Source organism: Nodosilinea sp. FACHB-131 (assembly GCF_014695395.1).
Taxonomy (GTDB): domain Bacteria; phylum Cyanobacteriota; class Cyanobacteriia; order Phormidesmidales; family Phormidesmidaceae; genus Nodosilinea.
In genome coordinates, this window is record NZ_JACJOF010000037.1 from 1 (window position 1) to 15,867 (window position 15,867).

12 protein-coding genes are annotated in these 15,867 nt (G+C 57.4%); 7 read left to right on the forward strand and 5 right to left on the reverse strand.

Going from position 1 to position 15,867, the window contains the following annotated elements; translation table 11 throughout:
• Positions 1-234: 234 nt before the first annotated feature.
• Positions 235-732: a DUF3368 domain-containing protein gene (locus tag H6F75_RS24090; protein ID WP_190755302.1), complete on the reverse strand. Its 498-nt coding sequence runs from the start codon at positions 730-732 to the stop codon at positions 235-237.
• The gene (locus H6F75_RS24095) at positions 725-976 is read right to left on the reverse strand and encodes a UPF0175 family protein (RefSeq protein WP_190755304.1); all 252 of its coding nucleotides are present in this window, start codon (positions 974-976) and stop codon (positions 725-727) included. Before H6F75_RS24095 ends, H6F75_RS24090 begins: the two co-directional genes overlap by 8 nt.
• 323 nt (positions 977-1,299) lie before the next feature.
• Between H6F75_RS24095 and H6F75_RS24100 the strand changes: the two genes are divergently transcribed.
• Genes H6F75_RS24100 through H6F75_RS24115 form a run of 4 tightly spaced genes read left to right on the forward strand, consistent with a single transcriptional unit; the run spans position 1,300 to position 11,542 of the window.
• The gene (locus tag H6F75_RS24100; RefSeq protein WP_190755306.1) at positions 1,300-7,434 is read left to right on the forward strand and encodes a hybrid sensor histidine kinase/response regulator; all 6,135 of its coding nucleotides are present in this window, start codon (positions 1,300-1,302) and stop codon (positions 7,432-7,434) included.
• On the forward strand, positions 7,431-9,125 hold the full coding sequence (locus tag H6F75_RS24105) for a response regulator (RefSeq protein ID WP_190755308.1): 1,695 nt from the start codon (positions 7,431-7,433) through the stop codon (positions 9,123-9,125). Before H6F75_RS24100 ends, H6F75_RS24105 begins: the two co-directional genes overlap by 4 nt.
• Complete coding sequence (locus tag H6F75_RS24110) at positions 9,125-9,574, forward strand: response regulator (protein ID WP_190755431.1); 450 nt, start codon at positions 9,125-9,127, stop codon at positions 9,572-9,574. Before H6F75_RS24105 ends, H6F75_RS24110 begins: the two co-directional genes overlap by 1 nt.
• Positions 9,575-9,577: 3 nt before the next feature.
• A complete protein-coding gene (locus tag H6F75_RS24115) occupies positions 9,578-11,542 on the forward strand; it encodes a response regulator (RefSeq protein WP_190755310.1) in 1,965 nt (654 codons plus the stop codon).
• Positions 11,543-11,638: 96 nt separating this feature from the next.
• On the opposite strand, the gene H6F75_RS24120 is transcribed toward H6F75_RS24115, so the two are convergent.
• A complete protein-coding gene (locus H6F75_RS24120) occupies positions 11,639-12,322 on the reverse strand; it encodes an SDR family oxidoreductase (RefSeq protein WP_190755312.1) in 684 nt (227 codons plus the stop codon).
• 158 nt (positions 12,323-12,480) lie between these two features.
• On the opposite strand from H6F75_RS24120, the gene H6F75_RS24125 reads away from it, so the two are divergent.
• The 3 genes from H6F75_RS24125 to H6F75_RS24135 all read left to right on the forward strand — a co-directional run bounded on the left by H6F75_RS24125 (position 12,481) and on the right by H6F75_RS24135 (position 13,933).
• Positions 12,481-13,056, forward strand: a complete 576-nt coding sequence (locus H6F75_RS24125; RefSeq protein WP_190755314.1) for a hypothetical protein — start codon at positions 12,481-12,483, stop codon at positions 13,054-13,056.
• 482 nt (positions 13,057-13,538) lie between these two features.
• Positions 13,539-13,694: a hypothetical protein gene (locus tag H6F75_RS24130; RefSeq protein ID WP_190755317.1), complete on the forward strand. Its 156-nt coding sequence runs from the start codon at positions 13,539-13,541 to the stop codon at positions 13,692-13,694.
• Complete coding sequence (locus H6F75_RS24135) at positions 13,691-13,933, forward strand: DUF2811 domain-containing protein (protein WP_190755319.1); 243 nt, start codon at positions 13,691-13,693, stop codon at positions 13,931-13,933. The genes H6F75_RS24130 and H6F75_RS24135 overlap by 4 nt, the downstream gene beginning before the upstream one ends.
• Positions 13,934-14,178: 245 nt before the next feature.
• Here H6F75_RS24135 and H6F75_RS24140 read toward each other — a convergent pair whose 3' ends face one another.
• Both H6F75_RS24140 and H6F75_RS24145 read right to left on the reverse strand, forming a co-directional pair.
• Complete coding sequence (locus H6F75_RS24140) at positions 14,179-14,922, reverse strand: hypothetical protein (RefSeq protein WP_190755321.1); 744 nt, start codon at positions 14,920-14,922, stop codon at positions 14,179-14,181.
• Positions 14,919-15,560, reverse strand: coding sequence for a ParA family protein (locus tag H6F75_RS24145; RefSeq protein ID WP_190755322.1), 642 nt, complete (start codon positions 15,558-15,560; stop codon positions 14,919-14,921). The genes H6F75_RS24140 and H6F75_RS24145 overlap by 4 nt, the downstream gene beginning before the upstream one ends.
• Positions 15,561-15,867 lie beyond the last annotated feature (307 nt).

A 15,867-nucleotide genomic window follows, 5' to 3' on the forward strand; every position in this document is an offset into this window, starting at 1 on the left:
AGCAGCTGCCCGAAAACGCTGAGGCCATGCTCCACATTGCCATGATTCGCATCATGCTCAGGCGCTTAGCCTAACTCGCTACACCTCTACCCCTTTTCAAACGCCCTCTTAGATTAAGCTCGCTATTGAACTTCTATCTGGAAGAAAGAGTACTGGGAAGACGGCTCAACTAGCTGGGTGAGCATTGGCAGTTGTGAAGAGGATTAGTGTGCTGCTTGTTGCCTCCCAGCTATCTCAAAGCACCTGTTCCCCTGCCCGTTTAAGAACTTGCTCAATCAATTGCTTACCTAGCCACATGCCACAGTGCTGTAACTGTCGAATTAGAGGTTGAACTTCATCGATGTGTCCGAGCTGTTTAGCCTTCAATAGAATCCCCAAGGTTCCAGTGCAAGACAAGCCGTAGAGTTGGGCAATTTGACGACCTAGTTGATCGTCTAAAACCAATAGACAGTTCGCTTGAGTTAGACCAACTGCAATCACCTCAGCTTCGCCCTTGCCTAGATCAGTCTCATTGGGAATTAATTCTGGAAAGGGCAAGGCAACAGGGCTGATCCAAGCCAGATCACCCAACGTTGGCACCTCAATACCCTGCGATCGCCCCACTTCAAGCTCTTGAATAACAGCGGTAGGCACTTGAACCTGCTGATACAGCCTGGGAAGCAGACCGAGTTGAGAGACCTGATGCAGATACAGTAGAGGCGAGGTATTAACGACAACAGGACGATCAGGCATTCTGAATGTCTTGTTCGAGTTCTTCTGCAGTCAGTTGAAATGGCGAGACATGGTAGCGCCCCAAGGTCATTAAAAAGGCGACCCGAGACATACCCGCTAATTGTGCCGCCCGCCCAGACGATAACTTGCCCATTTCAAACAACTTGACCGCTGCTAGCCTGGTTAGCTCTTGAGAAATACTCTCTGGCGTTTCTTTCAGGCTAATTAGCACTTCTTCTGGAACCTGTACTTCAATCGTGGCCATAGTTGTCCTTGAGTGATATGCCAGTCATCTAGAGCATGAGTCAGGCTAAGAATCAGTTCTTTCATTATCACTGACCCACCTCCTCAATCACCAGCAACAGGCAGGTGCTGGGGGTGCGGAATGTGTAGGTTGCTTTCCTTATCTGTGACTCCCTCTGTTCCGGTGATACCATGATCGCCAAGCGCTTCTGTTAAAGGATTGAGCCGGGAGCAATGACCGTCCTGTCTGGGGAGAATGTAGAAAATTTTGGTGCTGAATTTATAACCATTCGCACTCATCGGCAGCGGTATTTTTGAGCGATCGCTAAGGATTCTTCAACAGTTTTGCAGAATATTGCAGGCTATACCCTCCAACGGGCTATTCATGAGGGAGCGCACACCCGAGTCTATGCTGGGGTGACCCAGCCGGGCGAGCAACCGGTGGTGGTTAAGCTGCTCAAAGCGGACTATCCCTCTTTAGAAGAGATCACGCGTCTTAGACACGAATTTAGCATTCTGGATGGCTTGGACAGCCCAAAGATTATCAAGGCGCTGGCGCTAGAGCCCTACCAAAACGGGCTGGCGCTAGTGCTAGAAGACTTTGGCGGCATTGCTCTAAGCGACTATCTAGAGCAACGTCCGCTGAGCAGCAACGAGTTTCTTGCCATTGCCCTCCAGCTCACCGCTGCGCTAGCGACATTACACCAGAGCCAGATTGTTCACAAAGACATCAACCCCCGCAACATCCTGATTCACCCGGCCAGTGGACAGGTCAAACTGATTGACTTCGACATTGCCTCGCGCCTGTCTCGAGAAAACCCAACCGCGAGCCGTCCCACACTGCTCGAAGGAACCCTTGCCTATCTCTCGCCAGAACAAACCGGGCGCATGAATCGGACGATCGACTATCGCGCCGATTTCTACTCCCTGGGGGTGACCTTTTACGAAATGCTGACTGGGCAGATGCCCTTTCCGACCACTGACCCGCTGGAGCTGGTGCATTGCCACATCGCCAAAACCCCCGCTGCCCCCGATCAGCTCCGTCCCGACCTGCCCACTGCCCTGGCTGACCTGGTGATGAAACTGCTGGAGAAGACAGCGGAGGATCGCTACCAGAGTGCGCTGGGGCTCAAGGCCGATCTGGACCGCTGTCAGCAACAGCTGCGGGAGTCGGGAACCATCGTCCCTTTCCCCATTGGTCAACTCGACTGTTTTAGCCAGTTTCTTATTCCCCAAACCCTATACGGTCGGGACAACGAAGTAGCTACCCTGCTGGCAGCGTTTGAGCAGGTCAGTGCCGGAGCAGCGGAACTGATGCTGGTGAGCGGATATTCGGGTATTGGCAAAACCTCTCTGGTGCAGGAAGTTCATAAGCCCATTGCTCGGCAGCGGGGGTACTTTATTGCCGGTAAGTTTGATCAATTCAAGCGCAATAGCCCCTATGCGTCGCTGACCCAGGCTTTTCAAGAGCTGATGCGGCAGCTGCTGACAGAAAGTGACGACCGGATTGCCCAGTGGAAAGCCAAGCTGCTGGCGGCTTTGGGCACGAATGGCCAGATCGTGGTGGAGGTGATTCCGGAGGTTGAGCGGATCATCGGGCCTCAGCCGGCGGTGCCCCAACTGGGGGTCTCGGAAGCGCAAAATCGGTTTAATCGGGTTTTCCAGCAGTTCATTGGGGTGTTTAGCCAGCCGGAGCATCCCCTGGTCATTTTTTTGGATGACTTGCAGTGGGCTGATCTGCCTTCCCTAAAGCTGATCGAGCTGCTGGTGACGAATCCGGAGAGCCAGTATTTGCTGCTGCTGGGTGCCTACCGCGACAACGAGGTCAGCTTAGCCCACCCCTTAATGCACACCCTGGAGCAGATGCAAGCCGCTGGGGCCACGGTGCGCAATCTTGTGCTGCAACCGCTGAAGCAGCCCGAGGTCAGTCAGCTGGTGGCCGATACGCTCCACACTGACGCAGCTCAAGCCCAATCTCTGGCCCAGCTGATCTTTAAGAAAACCCAGGGCAACCCCTTCTTTGTCACCCAGATTTTGAAATCGCTGCACCAGGACGGGCTGCTCTGGTTCGATTTTGACCAGGGCCAGTGGTGCTGGGATGAAGCGGTGTTGCAGAGCGTTGACATAACGGAGAACGTGGTGGAACTGATGGTGAATCAGATCCAGAAACTCTCTGCTAAGACCCAGCAGGTGTTAAAGCTGGCGGCCTGCATTGGGGATAAATTTTCCCTGGATATGCTGGCGATCGTGAACGAAGCCTCTCAAACAGAAACGGCTGTCGATCTGTGGGAAGCCCTACAAGCGGAATTTGTGATGCCCCTCACCCAGGCCTACAAAATTCCCCTGGTACTGGATTTAGACAAAACTCCTGATGAAGGGTTGGTTGAGCAAGCGGCGGAAAAAACCACCGCTCAGATCGTCTACCGGTTTCTGCACGACCGGGTGCAGCAGGCCGCTTACTCGTTAATTCCAGAGGCGCAACGGCGGTCAACCCATCTCAAAATTGGTCAACTGCTGCTGCAAAATATTCCAGCGGCAGAGCGCAATGACAACATTTTTGCGATCGCCAATCAGCTCAACTACGGCGTCGGTTTACTGACCTCAGAGGCTGAAGCCTACCAGATGGCCGAGATCAACTGGGTGGCAGGCCAAAAGGCCAAAGCCGCTGCCGCCTATGACTCGGCCCTGCGCTACCTGTTGGTGGGCCTGGAACTGTTGCCAGAAACTAGCTGGCAGCAGCAGTATGACCTGACCCTGGCCCTGCACAATGCCGCCGTTGAGACAGCCTACCTAAACGGTGATTTTGACCAGATGGAGGCCTGGGCCGCAATTGTTTTGCGTCAGGGGCGATCGCCCCTAGACACCATGACGGTGTACGAGGTCAAAATTCAGGCCTGTATGGCCCGGATAAAACAGCTAGAAGCGGTGCACTTGGGGTTGCAGGCGCTGGAACGGCTGGGGGTGAGCCTGACGTCGTCGCCCACCTTGGCCGACATTCAGCAGGTGCTGACCCAAACCGCTGGCCAGCTGGAGGGCAAAAGCTCCGCTGACCTGCTCAACCTCCCTCCTATTCGCGACGCCGAGAAACTCGCCACCATTCGCATGCTGACCAGTCTCGGATCGCCCTGTTATCAGGCCGCACCGATGCTGTTTCCTTTAGTGATCTGCGAACAGATCGGTCTCTCCCTGCGCTATGGCAATTCGCCCTTCGCCGCCTACAGCTACGTGTGCTATGGGGTGATTCTCAACGGCATTTTGCAAGACAGTGAGGCGGCCTATCGGTTTGGCCAGCTCGCCCTCCAAGTGGTCGAAAAGTTTAACGCGGTAGATCTAAAAGCCAGCGTTAGCTTTATCGCCGGGGCCTGCACGCTGCACGGCAAAATTCACGTGCGCGAAACCCTGCCTCTACTGTGGGAGGGCTACCAAAGCGGTCTGGAAAACGGCCAGCTTGAATACGGCGGTTACGCAGCGATTCAGCGCTGCCACCATGCTTATTTGATGGGGCAGGAACTGCCCAAACTCGCGGCTGAAATGGCGACGATTAGCACCACCCTGGCTCAGCTCAAGCAGGACAACGCCCTGGGCTGGAATCAGATTGTGCAGCAATCGGTGCAAAATTTGATTGACTCGCCGGAGCACCCAAGCCGCCTCCAGGGAGCCGTCTACCAGGAAGCAGCGGCCTTGCCCCTGCTCAAGGCTGGTAACGATCGCACCGGCCTGCACTACTTCTACCTCAACAAGCTGATACTCAGCTATCTGTTTGGCCAGTATGACCAAGCCCTAGAGGATGCGGGGTTAGCTGAACAGTACCTGGATGGGGTGAAGGGATTTTTAGTGGTGCCGGTATTCCAGTTCTACGATGTGCTGACCCGTCTGGCCCTGGGCATAGCTGGAGCCCTGCCCCTCGACTCGGTGCTCAGCCAAGTCGAGCAGAACCAGGCGGCTCTGCGGCGGTCGGCCCAGTACGCGCCGATGAATTTTCAGCACAAGCTGGATCTGGTGGAAGCGGAGCAGGCCCGCCTGCTGGGTCAGCCCTGGCTGGCGATGGAGCACTACGATCGCGCCATCGCCGGCGCCCGAGAGCAGGGCTATGTGCAAGAAGAGGCGATCGCCAATGAGCGAGCCGCCGAGTTTTACCAGGCTCAGGGCCGCGACAAAGTGGCCCAGGTCTACCGAGCCGAGGCCTACTACGGCTACCTGCGCTGGGGTGCGATCGCCAAGGCCCAGGCGCTAAATGCCCAGTATTCCGCCCTGGGCACCCAGACCTCTAGGCAAGAGCCCGGCCCGACGACAGCCTCGCTCACCAGCAGCTCGGTATCCACGAGCGGGCTTAAAGGCTTTGATCTCGCCACCGTCATCAAGGCCTCCCAGGCCCTGTCTGGGGAAATCGTGCTGAGCGACCTGCTCACCAAGCTGATGCAGATCGTGCTGGAAAATGCCGGGGCGGAGCAAGGGGCTTTACTGCTGGATACCGATGGACAGTTGGCGATCGCAGTCTCGGGCCAAGTCTCGAGCGAAGTTTCGGGCACGGGGGACGGTGATCGGGTGGCCGTGCAGCAGGGTGAGGCCGGGACTGGGAGCGATCGCGACAGTAGCGCTCCGTTGCCCCTGCCGCTGTCGGTGATCAACTACGTCGCCAGAACCCAGACCGCCCTGGTGCTCAGCGATGCCACCGCCGAAGACCTGTTTGCCACCGATCCCTACATCCTCGCTCACCAACCCAAATCCGTTCTGTGTGCTCCCCTGCTGCACCAGGGGAAACTGACGGGGCTGCTGTACTTAGAGAACAACCTCACCCCCGGTGCCTTTACCCCGGATCGTTTGGAGGTCTTGCAGCTGCTGGCGGCCCAAGCTGCCATTTCGATTGAAAATGCCCGCCTCTACGCTGATCTGGAGGAGGCCAACCGCACCCTGGAGGCCAAAGTGGGCGATCGCACCCTAGAACTGCGGGACAAAAACGTTCTGTTGCAGCAGGAGATTCAGGAACGGCAGCGGGCCGAAGCGGCGGCTATGGTCGCCAGCCGCGCCAAAAGCGAGTTTCTCGCCAACATGAGCCATGAACTGCGCACGCCCCTGAACGGCATTTTGGGCTATAGCCAGGTGCTCAAAAAGCACCAGACCCTCACCGAGCCGCAGCGGCAGGGTATCAATATCATCCATCGCTGCGGCGAGTACCTGCTGACGCTGATTGACGATGTGCTCGATTTGTCAAAAATCGAAGCGCGCAAAATGGAGCTGCACCCGGAGGCCTTTCACCTACCCCGCTTTCTCGAAAACCTGGTAGAAATCTGCCGCATTCGCGCCAGCCAGAAGCAGATTGCATTGACTTACGAGGTGATCGCGCCCCTGCCCGACTATGTCTACGCCGATGAAAAGCGGCTTCAGCAGGTGCTGCTGAACCTTCTGGGCAACGCCGTCAAGTTTACCGAGGCGGGTCAGGTCTCGCTGAAGGTTGGCCCGGCCCAGGCCTGGGCCGTTGGGAGCGATACCGGGAGCGATCGCCAAGGCGCGGTCCCTGCCGCCGCAACCTCTACCGCTAATCTGATTCGCTTTGAAGTCGTCGATACGGGCGTGGGCATTGCCCCTGGGCAGCTGGCGCAGATCTTTGACCCGTTTCACCGCACGCCAGAGTCGGGGCGACACACCGACGGCACGGGGCTGGGGCTAGCGATTAGTCGCCAGCTGGTGCAGCTAATGGGCAGCGATATTGGCGTCAGCAGCGAACTGGGTCAAGGCAGTCGGTTCTGGTTCGATCTTGACCTGGCGGCATCTCAGCCGGGCGAGACGGTCAGCCCCACCACCAGGCAGGTGATCGTCGGCTATGGGGGCGATCGCCGCACCGTTTTGGTAGTGGACGACAAGGACTATAACCGGGCCGTCATCGTCGACTTTTTGGCCCCCCTCGGCTTTCAGCTGCTAGAGGCGACCAACGGCCAGGAGGGGCTGGCCCTAGCGGTGCAGCACCGGCCCGATGTCGTACTGGTCGATCTGGTGATGCCGCTGATGGATGGGTTTGAAATGACCCGTCGGTTAAAACAAATCCCGGCGTTGCAAACCGTGGTTGCGATCGCCATTTCCGCCAGCGTGATGGAATTTGACTATCGTCAGAGCCAGTTAGCCTGCTGCGATGATTTTCTGCCCAAGCCCATCCATGAACCGGCCCTGCTGGCAAAGCTCCAGCTTCACCTGGGTCTGGAATGGCTATACGATCCTACCCCCCCAGCCCCGCTGCCCGCTGCCTCGCCCCAACTTTCCCTTCTCCCCCTTGCCCCCGCCGCCATTCCCTCTGGGTCTGAACTTGACACCTTGCTCAACCTCGCTCTGATGGGAGATCTCAAAGGCGTCGTGGCCCATGCCGATCGGATCGAACAGCAGCAGCCGCAGTGGGCCCCTTTTACCACTCAGCTCAAGCAGTTAGCCCTAAGCTATAAGGGAAGACAGGCCATCGACCTGATTAAACGTTATCAACCACCGGTATGAGTGAGGATACGGAGAAGACTGCGACTATTCTGGTAGTGGATGACACCCCGACCAACCTCGATGTGCTGTTTGATTTTTTGAACAATGCCGGGTTCAAAGTGCTGTTTGCCGAGGATGGCGAAAGCGCCCTGGAGAAGGCTCAGTACGCCAACCCAGACCTGATTTTGCTCGACATTCTGATGCCAGGTATGGACGGCTTTGAAACCTGCCAACGCCTGAAGCAGCAGGAAGCAACCGCCGTCATTCCGGTGATTTTTCTGACCGCCCTGACGGAAACCACGGACAAAGTGAAGGGCTTGGCGTTGGGGGCCGTGGATTTTATCACCAAACCGTTGCAGTACGAAGAGGTGCTGGCCCGGGTGAAAACCCACCTGCGCCTCCAGAGCCTAACGCAACAGCTGCAAGCCCAAAACATGCAGCTCGCGCGCGAGGTGCAGGAGCGCACCGAGGCCGAAGCCGCTCTGCAGCGCCAAAATCAGCGATCGCAGCTGTTCGCCGACGTCACCCTCAAGGTGCGCCAGTCTTTGCAGATTGATGAAATCCTGCAAACGGCGGTCACAGAGGTTAAAAACATTCTCCAGGCCGACCGGGTGCTGATCTATCGCCTCTGGCCCGATGGCACCGGCAGTGGGGTGGCCGAGGCGGTGGGGCCGGGTTTGCCCCAGGTTATGGGGGTGGTCTTTCCCCAAGAGGTGTTCCCCATCGCATCGAAGGAACAGTACCGTCAAGGGCGGATTCGCAGCTTAGTCGATGTCGCCCACGATCAGCAGGTCGCGCCTTGCCTGGTTGGGTTTTTGCAGCAGTTCGAGGTCCAGGCCAAGCTGGTGGTGCCTATTCTCGCCCAGGGCGACCTGTGGGGCCTATTGATTGCCCACCAATGTGCTGGCCCCCGGCATTGGACAGGGTTTGAAACCGAGTTGCTCCAGCAGCTCGCCGACCAAATTGCGATCGCCCTGACCCAGGCACAGCTCCTAGAACAGGAGACCCTCCAGCGGCAGGAGCTCGCCCGCTCCAATGCCGAACTCCAGCAGTTTGCCTATATTGCCTCCCACGATCTGCAAGAGCCGCTGCGCATGGTCACCAGCTACCTGCAACTCCTGGAGCGCCGCTACAAAGGCCAACTCGACACCGATGCCGACGACTTTATTCAGTTTGCTGTCGATGGGGCCCTGCGCATGCGCACCCTGATCAACGATCTGCTGACCTATTCGCGCATTGGCACCCGGGGGCATGCCTTTGAACTGACTAGCTGTACCGCTGCGGTGGAGCAGGCGATCGCCAATCTCAAGCTCGCGATCGAAGAGAGTGGGGCCGTCGTCACCTACTCAGACTTACCCCAGCTCCAGGCTGATCCCACCCAGCTGATCCAGCTGTTCCAGAACCTGATCAGCAATGCGATTAAGTTTCGTAGTGAGGCTCCCGTTCGCATTGCGATTGCTGTCAGCCAAACGGAAGATGCCTGGCTGTTTTCCGTCCAGGATAATGGCATTGGCCTTGACCCCCAGTACGCTGACCAAATCTTTGTCATCTTTCAACGGCTCAATAACCGCACCCACTATCCGGGCACGGGCATTGGGCTGGCGGTGTGCAAAAAAATCGTGGAGCGGCACGGCGGTAGGATCTGGGTGGAGGCTGACCTTGACCAAGGAGCAACCTTCTACTTCACCATTCCCCAGGGAGGCATGACATGATGGTGCCGTCCAGAAGCGTGGTACATCCCATCGAAATTTTGCTCGTGGAAGATAACCCTGGCGACATCCGGCTGACTCAAGAAGTGCTGAAGGAAGGCTCGATTCGCAATCACCTGAGCGTAGTGGATGACGGCGAGAAGGCGATCGCTTTTTTGAACCACATGGCTCCCTACCGCCACGCGCCCCATCCCAACCTGGTGCTGCTGGATCTAAACCTACCCCGCCGCAGCGGCTTAGACGTGCTGAGGATGATTAAAACCAGTGCTGTGCTCAGGCACATTCCGGTGATTGTCTTTACCAGCTCCCAAGCCGAAGACGATATCAATCGTGCCTATGACCTCCACGCCAACTGCTACATCACCAAACCCCTCGATCTGGAGCAGTTTAGCCGCAGCATCAGATCCATCGAAGATTTCTGGCTGTCTGCCGTAGAACTGCCGTCGGAGTAACCTATGGTTCCCCAAGCCCCCATCCACGTTTTGCTGATTGAGGATAACCCTGGCGATCGACGGCTGATACAGGAGCTGCTGCGGGAGGTGACCTCGGTGGCCATCCAGCTCGACTACGCCGACAGTCTAGGGCAGGGCATGCAGTATCTCAAGCAGACTGCCTTCGACGTCGTGCTGCTAGACCTGTTTCTGCCCGACAGTCAGGGGTTCGCCACCTTCACCCAGCTACATCAGCAGGAGCGCAAAACCCCGATTATCGTCACTACCGGCCTAAACGATGAAACCCTGGCGCTCAACGCCGTGCAGGCCGGAGCCCAAGATTACCTGGTCAAAGGCCAGATCACTGGCGAGCTGCTGGTGCGCTCCATCCGCTATGCGATCGAACGCAAGCGGGCAGAGCAAAAGATCCGCGAGCAAGCGGCGCTGCTCGATATTGCCACCGACGCTATTCTCGTTCGCGACGGGCAACACCAGATTCTGTTTTGGAATCGGGGCGCTGAGCGGCTGTACGGGTGGACGGCGGCAGAGGCTCTGGGGCAAAAAGCTACCGAGCTGCTCTATGCCGAAGACAATCTAGGGCAAATGCAGCAGGTTCAGCAGCAGTTAATGCTCGACAACGAGTGGCACGGGGAACTCAATCAAATCACTAAGACCGGGCAATCCATCATCGTTGAAAGCCGGTGGACTCTGGTGCGCGACGATGACGGCCAACCCCAATTTATTCTGGTGGTGAGCACCGATGTTACTAGCAAAAAACAGCTAGAGGCACAGTTTTTTCGCGCCCAGCGCTTAGAGAGTATCGGCACCCTGGCCAGCGGCATTGCCCACGATCTCAACAATATCTTAACCCCCGTCTTAGCCACCTCTCAACTCCTCCAGATGGAGGCGTTTCATCAGGATGAACGCAGCCTAGAACTGCTTCAGATTTTAGAGATAAATGCTCGACGCGGCGGCGATATTATTAAGCAGGTGTTGTCTTTTGCCCGGGGAGGTGAAGGCAAAAATACGATATTGCAAGCTGGGCATTTGATTCGTGAAATTCAGCAGATTATTCGCGGCACTTTTCCTAAATCTATTGAACTGCGGGTAGATATTTCTAGGGATCTGTGGACCGTTGTGGGTAACGCCACCCAGCTCCACCAAGTGCTGATGAATTTATGCGTTAACGCCCGCGATGCCATGCCCCAAGGGGGAACCCTGAAAATTTCGGCAGAAAACCTGACCCTAGACGAAGGGTGTACCCGCACAAACCTCGACGCTAGAGCCGGAACCTATGTTGCAATTGCTGTTACCGATAGCGGCTGCGGCATTGCGCCTGAGCTGCTCGATCGCATATTTGAACCGTTCTTTACGTCCAAAGAAATTGGCAAAGGTACCGGGTTGGGACTGTCAACGGTGCTAGGAATTGTGAAGAGCCATCACGGTTTTATTACCGTCTCCAGCCTGCCCGATCAGGGAACTGAGTTCAAAATTTTCCTGCCAGCGGTCATGGTTGCTGACCCTCCAGCGCGGAGTCCTGCCGAAGTCTGGATCGGCAATCAAGAGCTGATTTTGGTCGTCGACGATGAAGCCCCCATTCGGGAGGTAACTAAAGCCACCCTGGAGGCCTACAACTATCGCGTGTTAACTGCCGGTGATGGTCTCGATGCGATCGCTCTCTATGTTCAACACCAACACGACATTCGCCTGGTGATCATGGATTTGATGATGCCTGCTTTGGATGGGGCTACCACCTTCCGAATCTTGCACAAACTCAATCCCCAGGTGAATGTAATTGCTGTCAGTGGGTTGCCGTATCAAAATGCTGAACTGACCTCCGTTGCTGCTCTCGAAATTCAAAGCTTTTTACCCAAGCCTTACACTGTCGACGAATTACTTCAAGTCGTAGACGAAGCGCTGAAGCCTAAGGACCATCGGCAAGCCGGTTTGGCCCGTCAGGCCGGCATTGGCCGCTGTGAAAGCGAGTGAGCCGGGAAGGTGGGCGAGGCGGGGAGAGTCGAGGCAGGGCATGACCAAAACCTGCCGCCATCCCCAAATTCTTTCCTTCCCTAACCCCCTATTTCCCTACCCCGGCACCGTCAACGCGCGCCCGTTGTCCGAGGGCTGAAGGCTGAGGATATAGGGCACCGCTGCCTTGACCCAGGTGGTAATGGGGGTATACGTGGCGGCATCGTCGCCGTAGCAGGTTTCGAGCATGGCGGTGTGAATGATACCGGGGTTGAGGGCCACTGCCGCCATACCCGCAGGTAGCTCCTGCGAGAAGGCCTGGGTAAGCCCTTCTACCCCCCACTTGGTCGCACAGTAGGGGGCAAATTCTGGTGAGGTCGATCGCCCCCAGCCAGAGCTGAAGTTGACGAAAATGCCCGATCGCTGCTCGACCATAGGCGGCGCAAAGTGGCGAATGACGTTGACGGTGCCGTTGAGGTTGACCGCAACCACCGCCTCAAACTCGGCAGCGGGCACGCTCCACAGCGGGGCCGGATGGTTAACTAGGCCCGCATTGTTGATCACCAGGTCGGGCAGGCCATTGGCGGCGATCGCACCCCTGGCCCAGGCTGCTACCGCTGCGTCATCGCGAATATCGACCGCCGTGAATTGATGGGGGGTAGGGTACTGCGTCGTCAGCTCAGCGATCGCCTCGGCCCGGCGAGCACAGCCTGACACCCGATGGCCCGTCGCCACAAAACCATCGACCATAGCTCGACCCAGCCCCTGGCTTACTCCGGTGATGACGATGTGTTTGCCCATGGTGTATGTGCGCTAAAGGATAGTGCGATCGGGGTTCCGCCCCAGACCATGGCTGAGCATGCCCTAATCTGGCCGCAGGCGCAAGGGGTGGGCGGCTGACCCTAGGTCGGGCCTTGTGTCAGGATGGAATGAACGTGGGGCACAGACAAGCTTGGAATATGGCACGGAGAAAAATCGCCATGGGCAACTGGGGATTGAGACTGCGGCAAATACCGGTGGTGGCGGTGCTCTGCCTGGTGCTGCTAGGGCTGTGGGGCGTGAGTCGGCCGGCCCCTAGCACTGTGGTGTGCGATCGCGCTGCCCCGAGCCAAGTTTATTGCCGGGCCACCCTACCGCTCCCCTGGGCCTGGCTGCCGAGCCGGAGCTTTTTGCTCGACGACGTGGCTATGACCTCAGAGCTGTGCGACAACAATCCCCACGGCGGCGTGCGCTTTTGCCACCGGCTAACGCTGCTGGGAGCCGATTATCAGATCACGCTGCCAGAGGTGCGCACACCGCTGGCGGCGGCGGCCCTAAGGGAACAACTGCGCCAGTTTGTTGCCGGTGAGGGCAGCCCCCGCCTGAGCTGGTCTAGCCCCGGCAGCGGCGTGCCCTGGCGCACCCTGGTGATTGGGTCACTGCTGGTGGTGGCTAGCTGGGCTTTGTGGGATGTGCGCTGGCCACCGGTGGCTCCCTCTCCCTTAGCTCTCGATGGCGCGGTGCCCGCCCATCGCGCAATTGATACAAAGGATTAATATCGCCCAAAGGGCCACATCATCGGCTAGAGCAGTGACTAAGACTCTTGTCAAGAGACATGTCGGTAAATCGTTACAAAACAAAATATCTAAAGAGGCTTTTCCCCAGGTTTTCCCCAGGTTCAACCGACTTTTCCCCAGGTTTTCCCCAAGGGTTCACGTTGGAGCACGGGCTTGGGCAGCTTTGTGGAAAACCGTATTTTCTTCGGCGGCGATCGCCTAGTCGGCTGCCCGCCCGCCTGGGATCGCCAAAACCCCTACTCTATCGTGGCAACCATGGGCTGCTAGCTCAAACAGGTCGGTAAGGCAAGATTGACAGTATTCGAGGAGTTCGGCAGAATGATGCGACTGGCAGAGCCGAGTACCGCGCTCCCGGCCCAAAAAGCCCGTCTCTGGGTTCTTACAGGCTGGCCTATAGCACTCCGGTTTTGCCCTGGGCAGAGTTGGCCTAGACGAATTCCCGTGTTCTTTTAGCAGACAGAGTGTTGCATCGACAGGCGTTGAATCTCTCACGCCTGACTGCTGTGGGCGGCTTTATGCTGCCTATCCCCACGGCTGGCCTCAGCGCCAGGCTGCTGGATTGTGTCCCGTCGCGATCGCTACAGTTCATCTCCCCTTACCAAGGCAGCGCCCTATGACCCTCAACATGAGCACTCCCAAAGTTAGCCTCATGGCCGAAGTGCCGGAAGACCTCTACAACGCGCTTCAGGTGTACCTAGATGGCAACCCCGCATGGAGTCAGCACCGCGTATTCTGCGCTGCCCTATCGCTGTTTTTGATGCAAAGTAACCAGGGCGATAGTCAACGAGCGGCCGCTAAAGGTCGTCGCGATGTCAACCGCATCTACCTCGATGCCCTGTTTGACTACACTGTCTAGCGACAAGTCGGCCAGCCACTCACTGACTAGTACTTGACCAGGCTGATGGTGACAAGCTCTGACTAACAGGGTTTAAGGTTTAGGGTATCTGGTTCGGGGTGGGTCGTGAACCCTAAGCCCTGAACCCTAAACCTCTAGTAACCGGTCAGTTTTGGCTTGAGAGATTGCTAGATTGCGATCGCCTATGCCCTAGGTTTGAGGTGCAACCCTAAATGCCGCACCTCAAACCCTGAGTCTTCTGCCCTCTAATCAACCCAGCCAATGTCGGCATCGGTCAGCATCGGATTGGGTTGCCCCTTCTGAACGCTGTACTCCGGCACTCCCCGATGGTAGGTGGGCCTATCCTTGGTTTCTATGGGGCGGCGGGGCGTAATGTCTGCTCCAGAGGTGCGGCGCGCTGCCGGAGCTGGAGCAGCAGGGGGGGCCGGGGTCTCGGCCAGCTTCAGAATGGTTTTCTTGGCCTCATCCAGCTCGGCCTGGGTTTTGGTCAACGCCTCGGCCTTGGTCTTGGTGGCTGCCTCTGCCTGAGCAAGGCTATCCTTTAGCTCAAAAAGACGGCCCTGTTGGGTTTCGAGATCTTTTTGCAGCCCGGCAATGGTTTTCTCCAGATGGGCTTTGTCTTTTGCGGCGGTGGCCAGGTCTTTCTCTAGGGCACTCACCCGCTGGACTAGGTCAACATCGGGGGCGATCGGAGGCTCTGCTGCGGCTGGAGGCTCGGCCGCCGCGACCTCTACTGGGGCTGGGGGCTTAGCCGCCGCAACCTCTGCCTTAGCCTTGGGGGCGGGTGTTGCTTTGTCCTCGGACTTAGCCGGCTGCCGGCTGGCAGCGGTGCGGCGAGAAGACCCAGAACGGGAAGCGCGGCGGCTAGGCGCAGCCTTGGGAGCTGCGGGCGTTTCGTCAGCCTCAGCTTGAGGGGCGATCGCAGGGTCTGGGGCGTCAGCCTTATTCACTTCTTCTTTAAGTAGATCGGAAAGGCTTTTTTTCGTCATGGCTGGGTCCAGTCTCGCTGTAGTTCTTCGGCAACTCGGCAGTAGTCAGAACGGGCCTCCTGGCTGTTTTTGCCGCGCCACTTGAGCACCGGCAGCCCCTCTAATGCGGCCCGCTCGTGAGCTTTGTAGGCACGAATAAACGCATTACAGGCGGGAATTTTTAGCTCCAGCAGGGTGTTCTGGGCTTCAATGGCTTCGCCGACGCTGCGGGAATCCACCTTCGTCAACAATACTCGATGGGATACCCCGCTGGGCGATACCGCTTCATTCACTGTAGTAATCAGCACGGCCAAATCCATGGGTGCCGGGGGCGTGGGCAGCAGCAAATAATCCGCCGCTGGAATCACCGCCGCCAGGGTTGCTGACCCCAGTGCCGGTGGGGTATCCACCACAATCAGGTCATGGGTGTGCTCCTGTCTGAGCCGTTTTAACCGAGCTGGGTTGATTTCTGTCTTCACCTCAAAGCCCAGCTCAACCGGGCTGCGGCCCGTCCACCATAGGGCCGATCCCTGGGGGTCAGCATCGACCAGCAGCACCGATCGCGTCTCCGCAAACACCGCTGCCAAATTAACGGCAGTCGTGGTTTTGCCCACCCCTCCCTTACCGTTAAACACCGCTAACACAATCGGGCTAGCCAATTAAAGTTCCTCCTTAGGAGATGTGGCCAAAGCCTCTGGCAAGCTGTCTACTAAAGATTTCGAGGACAAATCAGCCAGAATAAACGCTGCATGGCTCGTTTTCCAAAGTTACTCAGCGCTCCAACCTACGGAATAGTACTGCAAGCCTGTGCAAACAGCATATCCAGATTTGCCCCATTCCTTAAAAACCTCGCTGCCTAACCCCCACTCATCCCTCGGCCCCCTTGATAAAATACAGCCACCCTAGTCGAGATCAGTTCTTGGCGGCAGTATTATGCCGCAACCGGCTGTGGCTATGACGCTGGGG

Coding starts and splice junctions, on each gene's coding strand:
- H6F75_RS24140 (WP_190755321.1), bottom strand. CDS start 14,922: ATGACGAAAAAAAGCCTTTCCGATCTACTTAAAGAAGAAGTGAATAAG.
- H6F75_RS24095 (WP_190755304.1), bottom strand. CDS start 976: ATGGCCACGATTGAAGTACAGGTTCCAGAAGAAGTGCTAATTAGCCTG.
- H6F75_RS24110 (WP_190755431.1), top strand. CDS start 9,125: ATGGTGCCGTCCAGAAGCGTGGTACATCCCATCGAAATTTTGCTCGTG.
- H6F75_RS24135 (WP_190755319.1), top strand. CDS start 13,691: ATGACCCTCAACATGAGCACTCCCAAAGTTAGCCTCATGGCCGAAGTG.
- H6F75_RS24115 (WP_190755310.1), top strand. CDS start 9,578: ATGGTTCCCCAAGCCCCCATCCACGTTTTGCTGATTGAGGATAACCCT.
- H6F75_RS24105 (WP_190755308.1), top strand. CDS start 7,431: ATGAGTGAGGATACGGAGAAGACTGCGACTATTCTGGTAGTGGATGAC.
- H6F75_RS24125 (WP_190755314.1), top strand. CDS start 12,481: ATGGCACGGAGAAAAATCGCCATGGGCAACTGGGGATTGAGACTGCGG.
- H6F75_RS24090 (WP_190755302.1), bottom strand. CDS start 732: ATGCCTGATCGTCCTGTTGTCGTTAATACCTCGCCTCTACTGTATCTG.
- H6F75_RS24120 (WP_190755312.1), bottom strand. CDS start 12,322: ATGGGCAAACACATCGTCATCACCGGAGTAAGCCAGGGGCTGGGTCGA.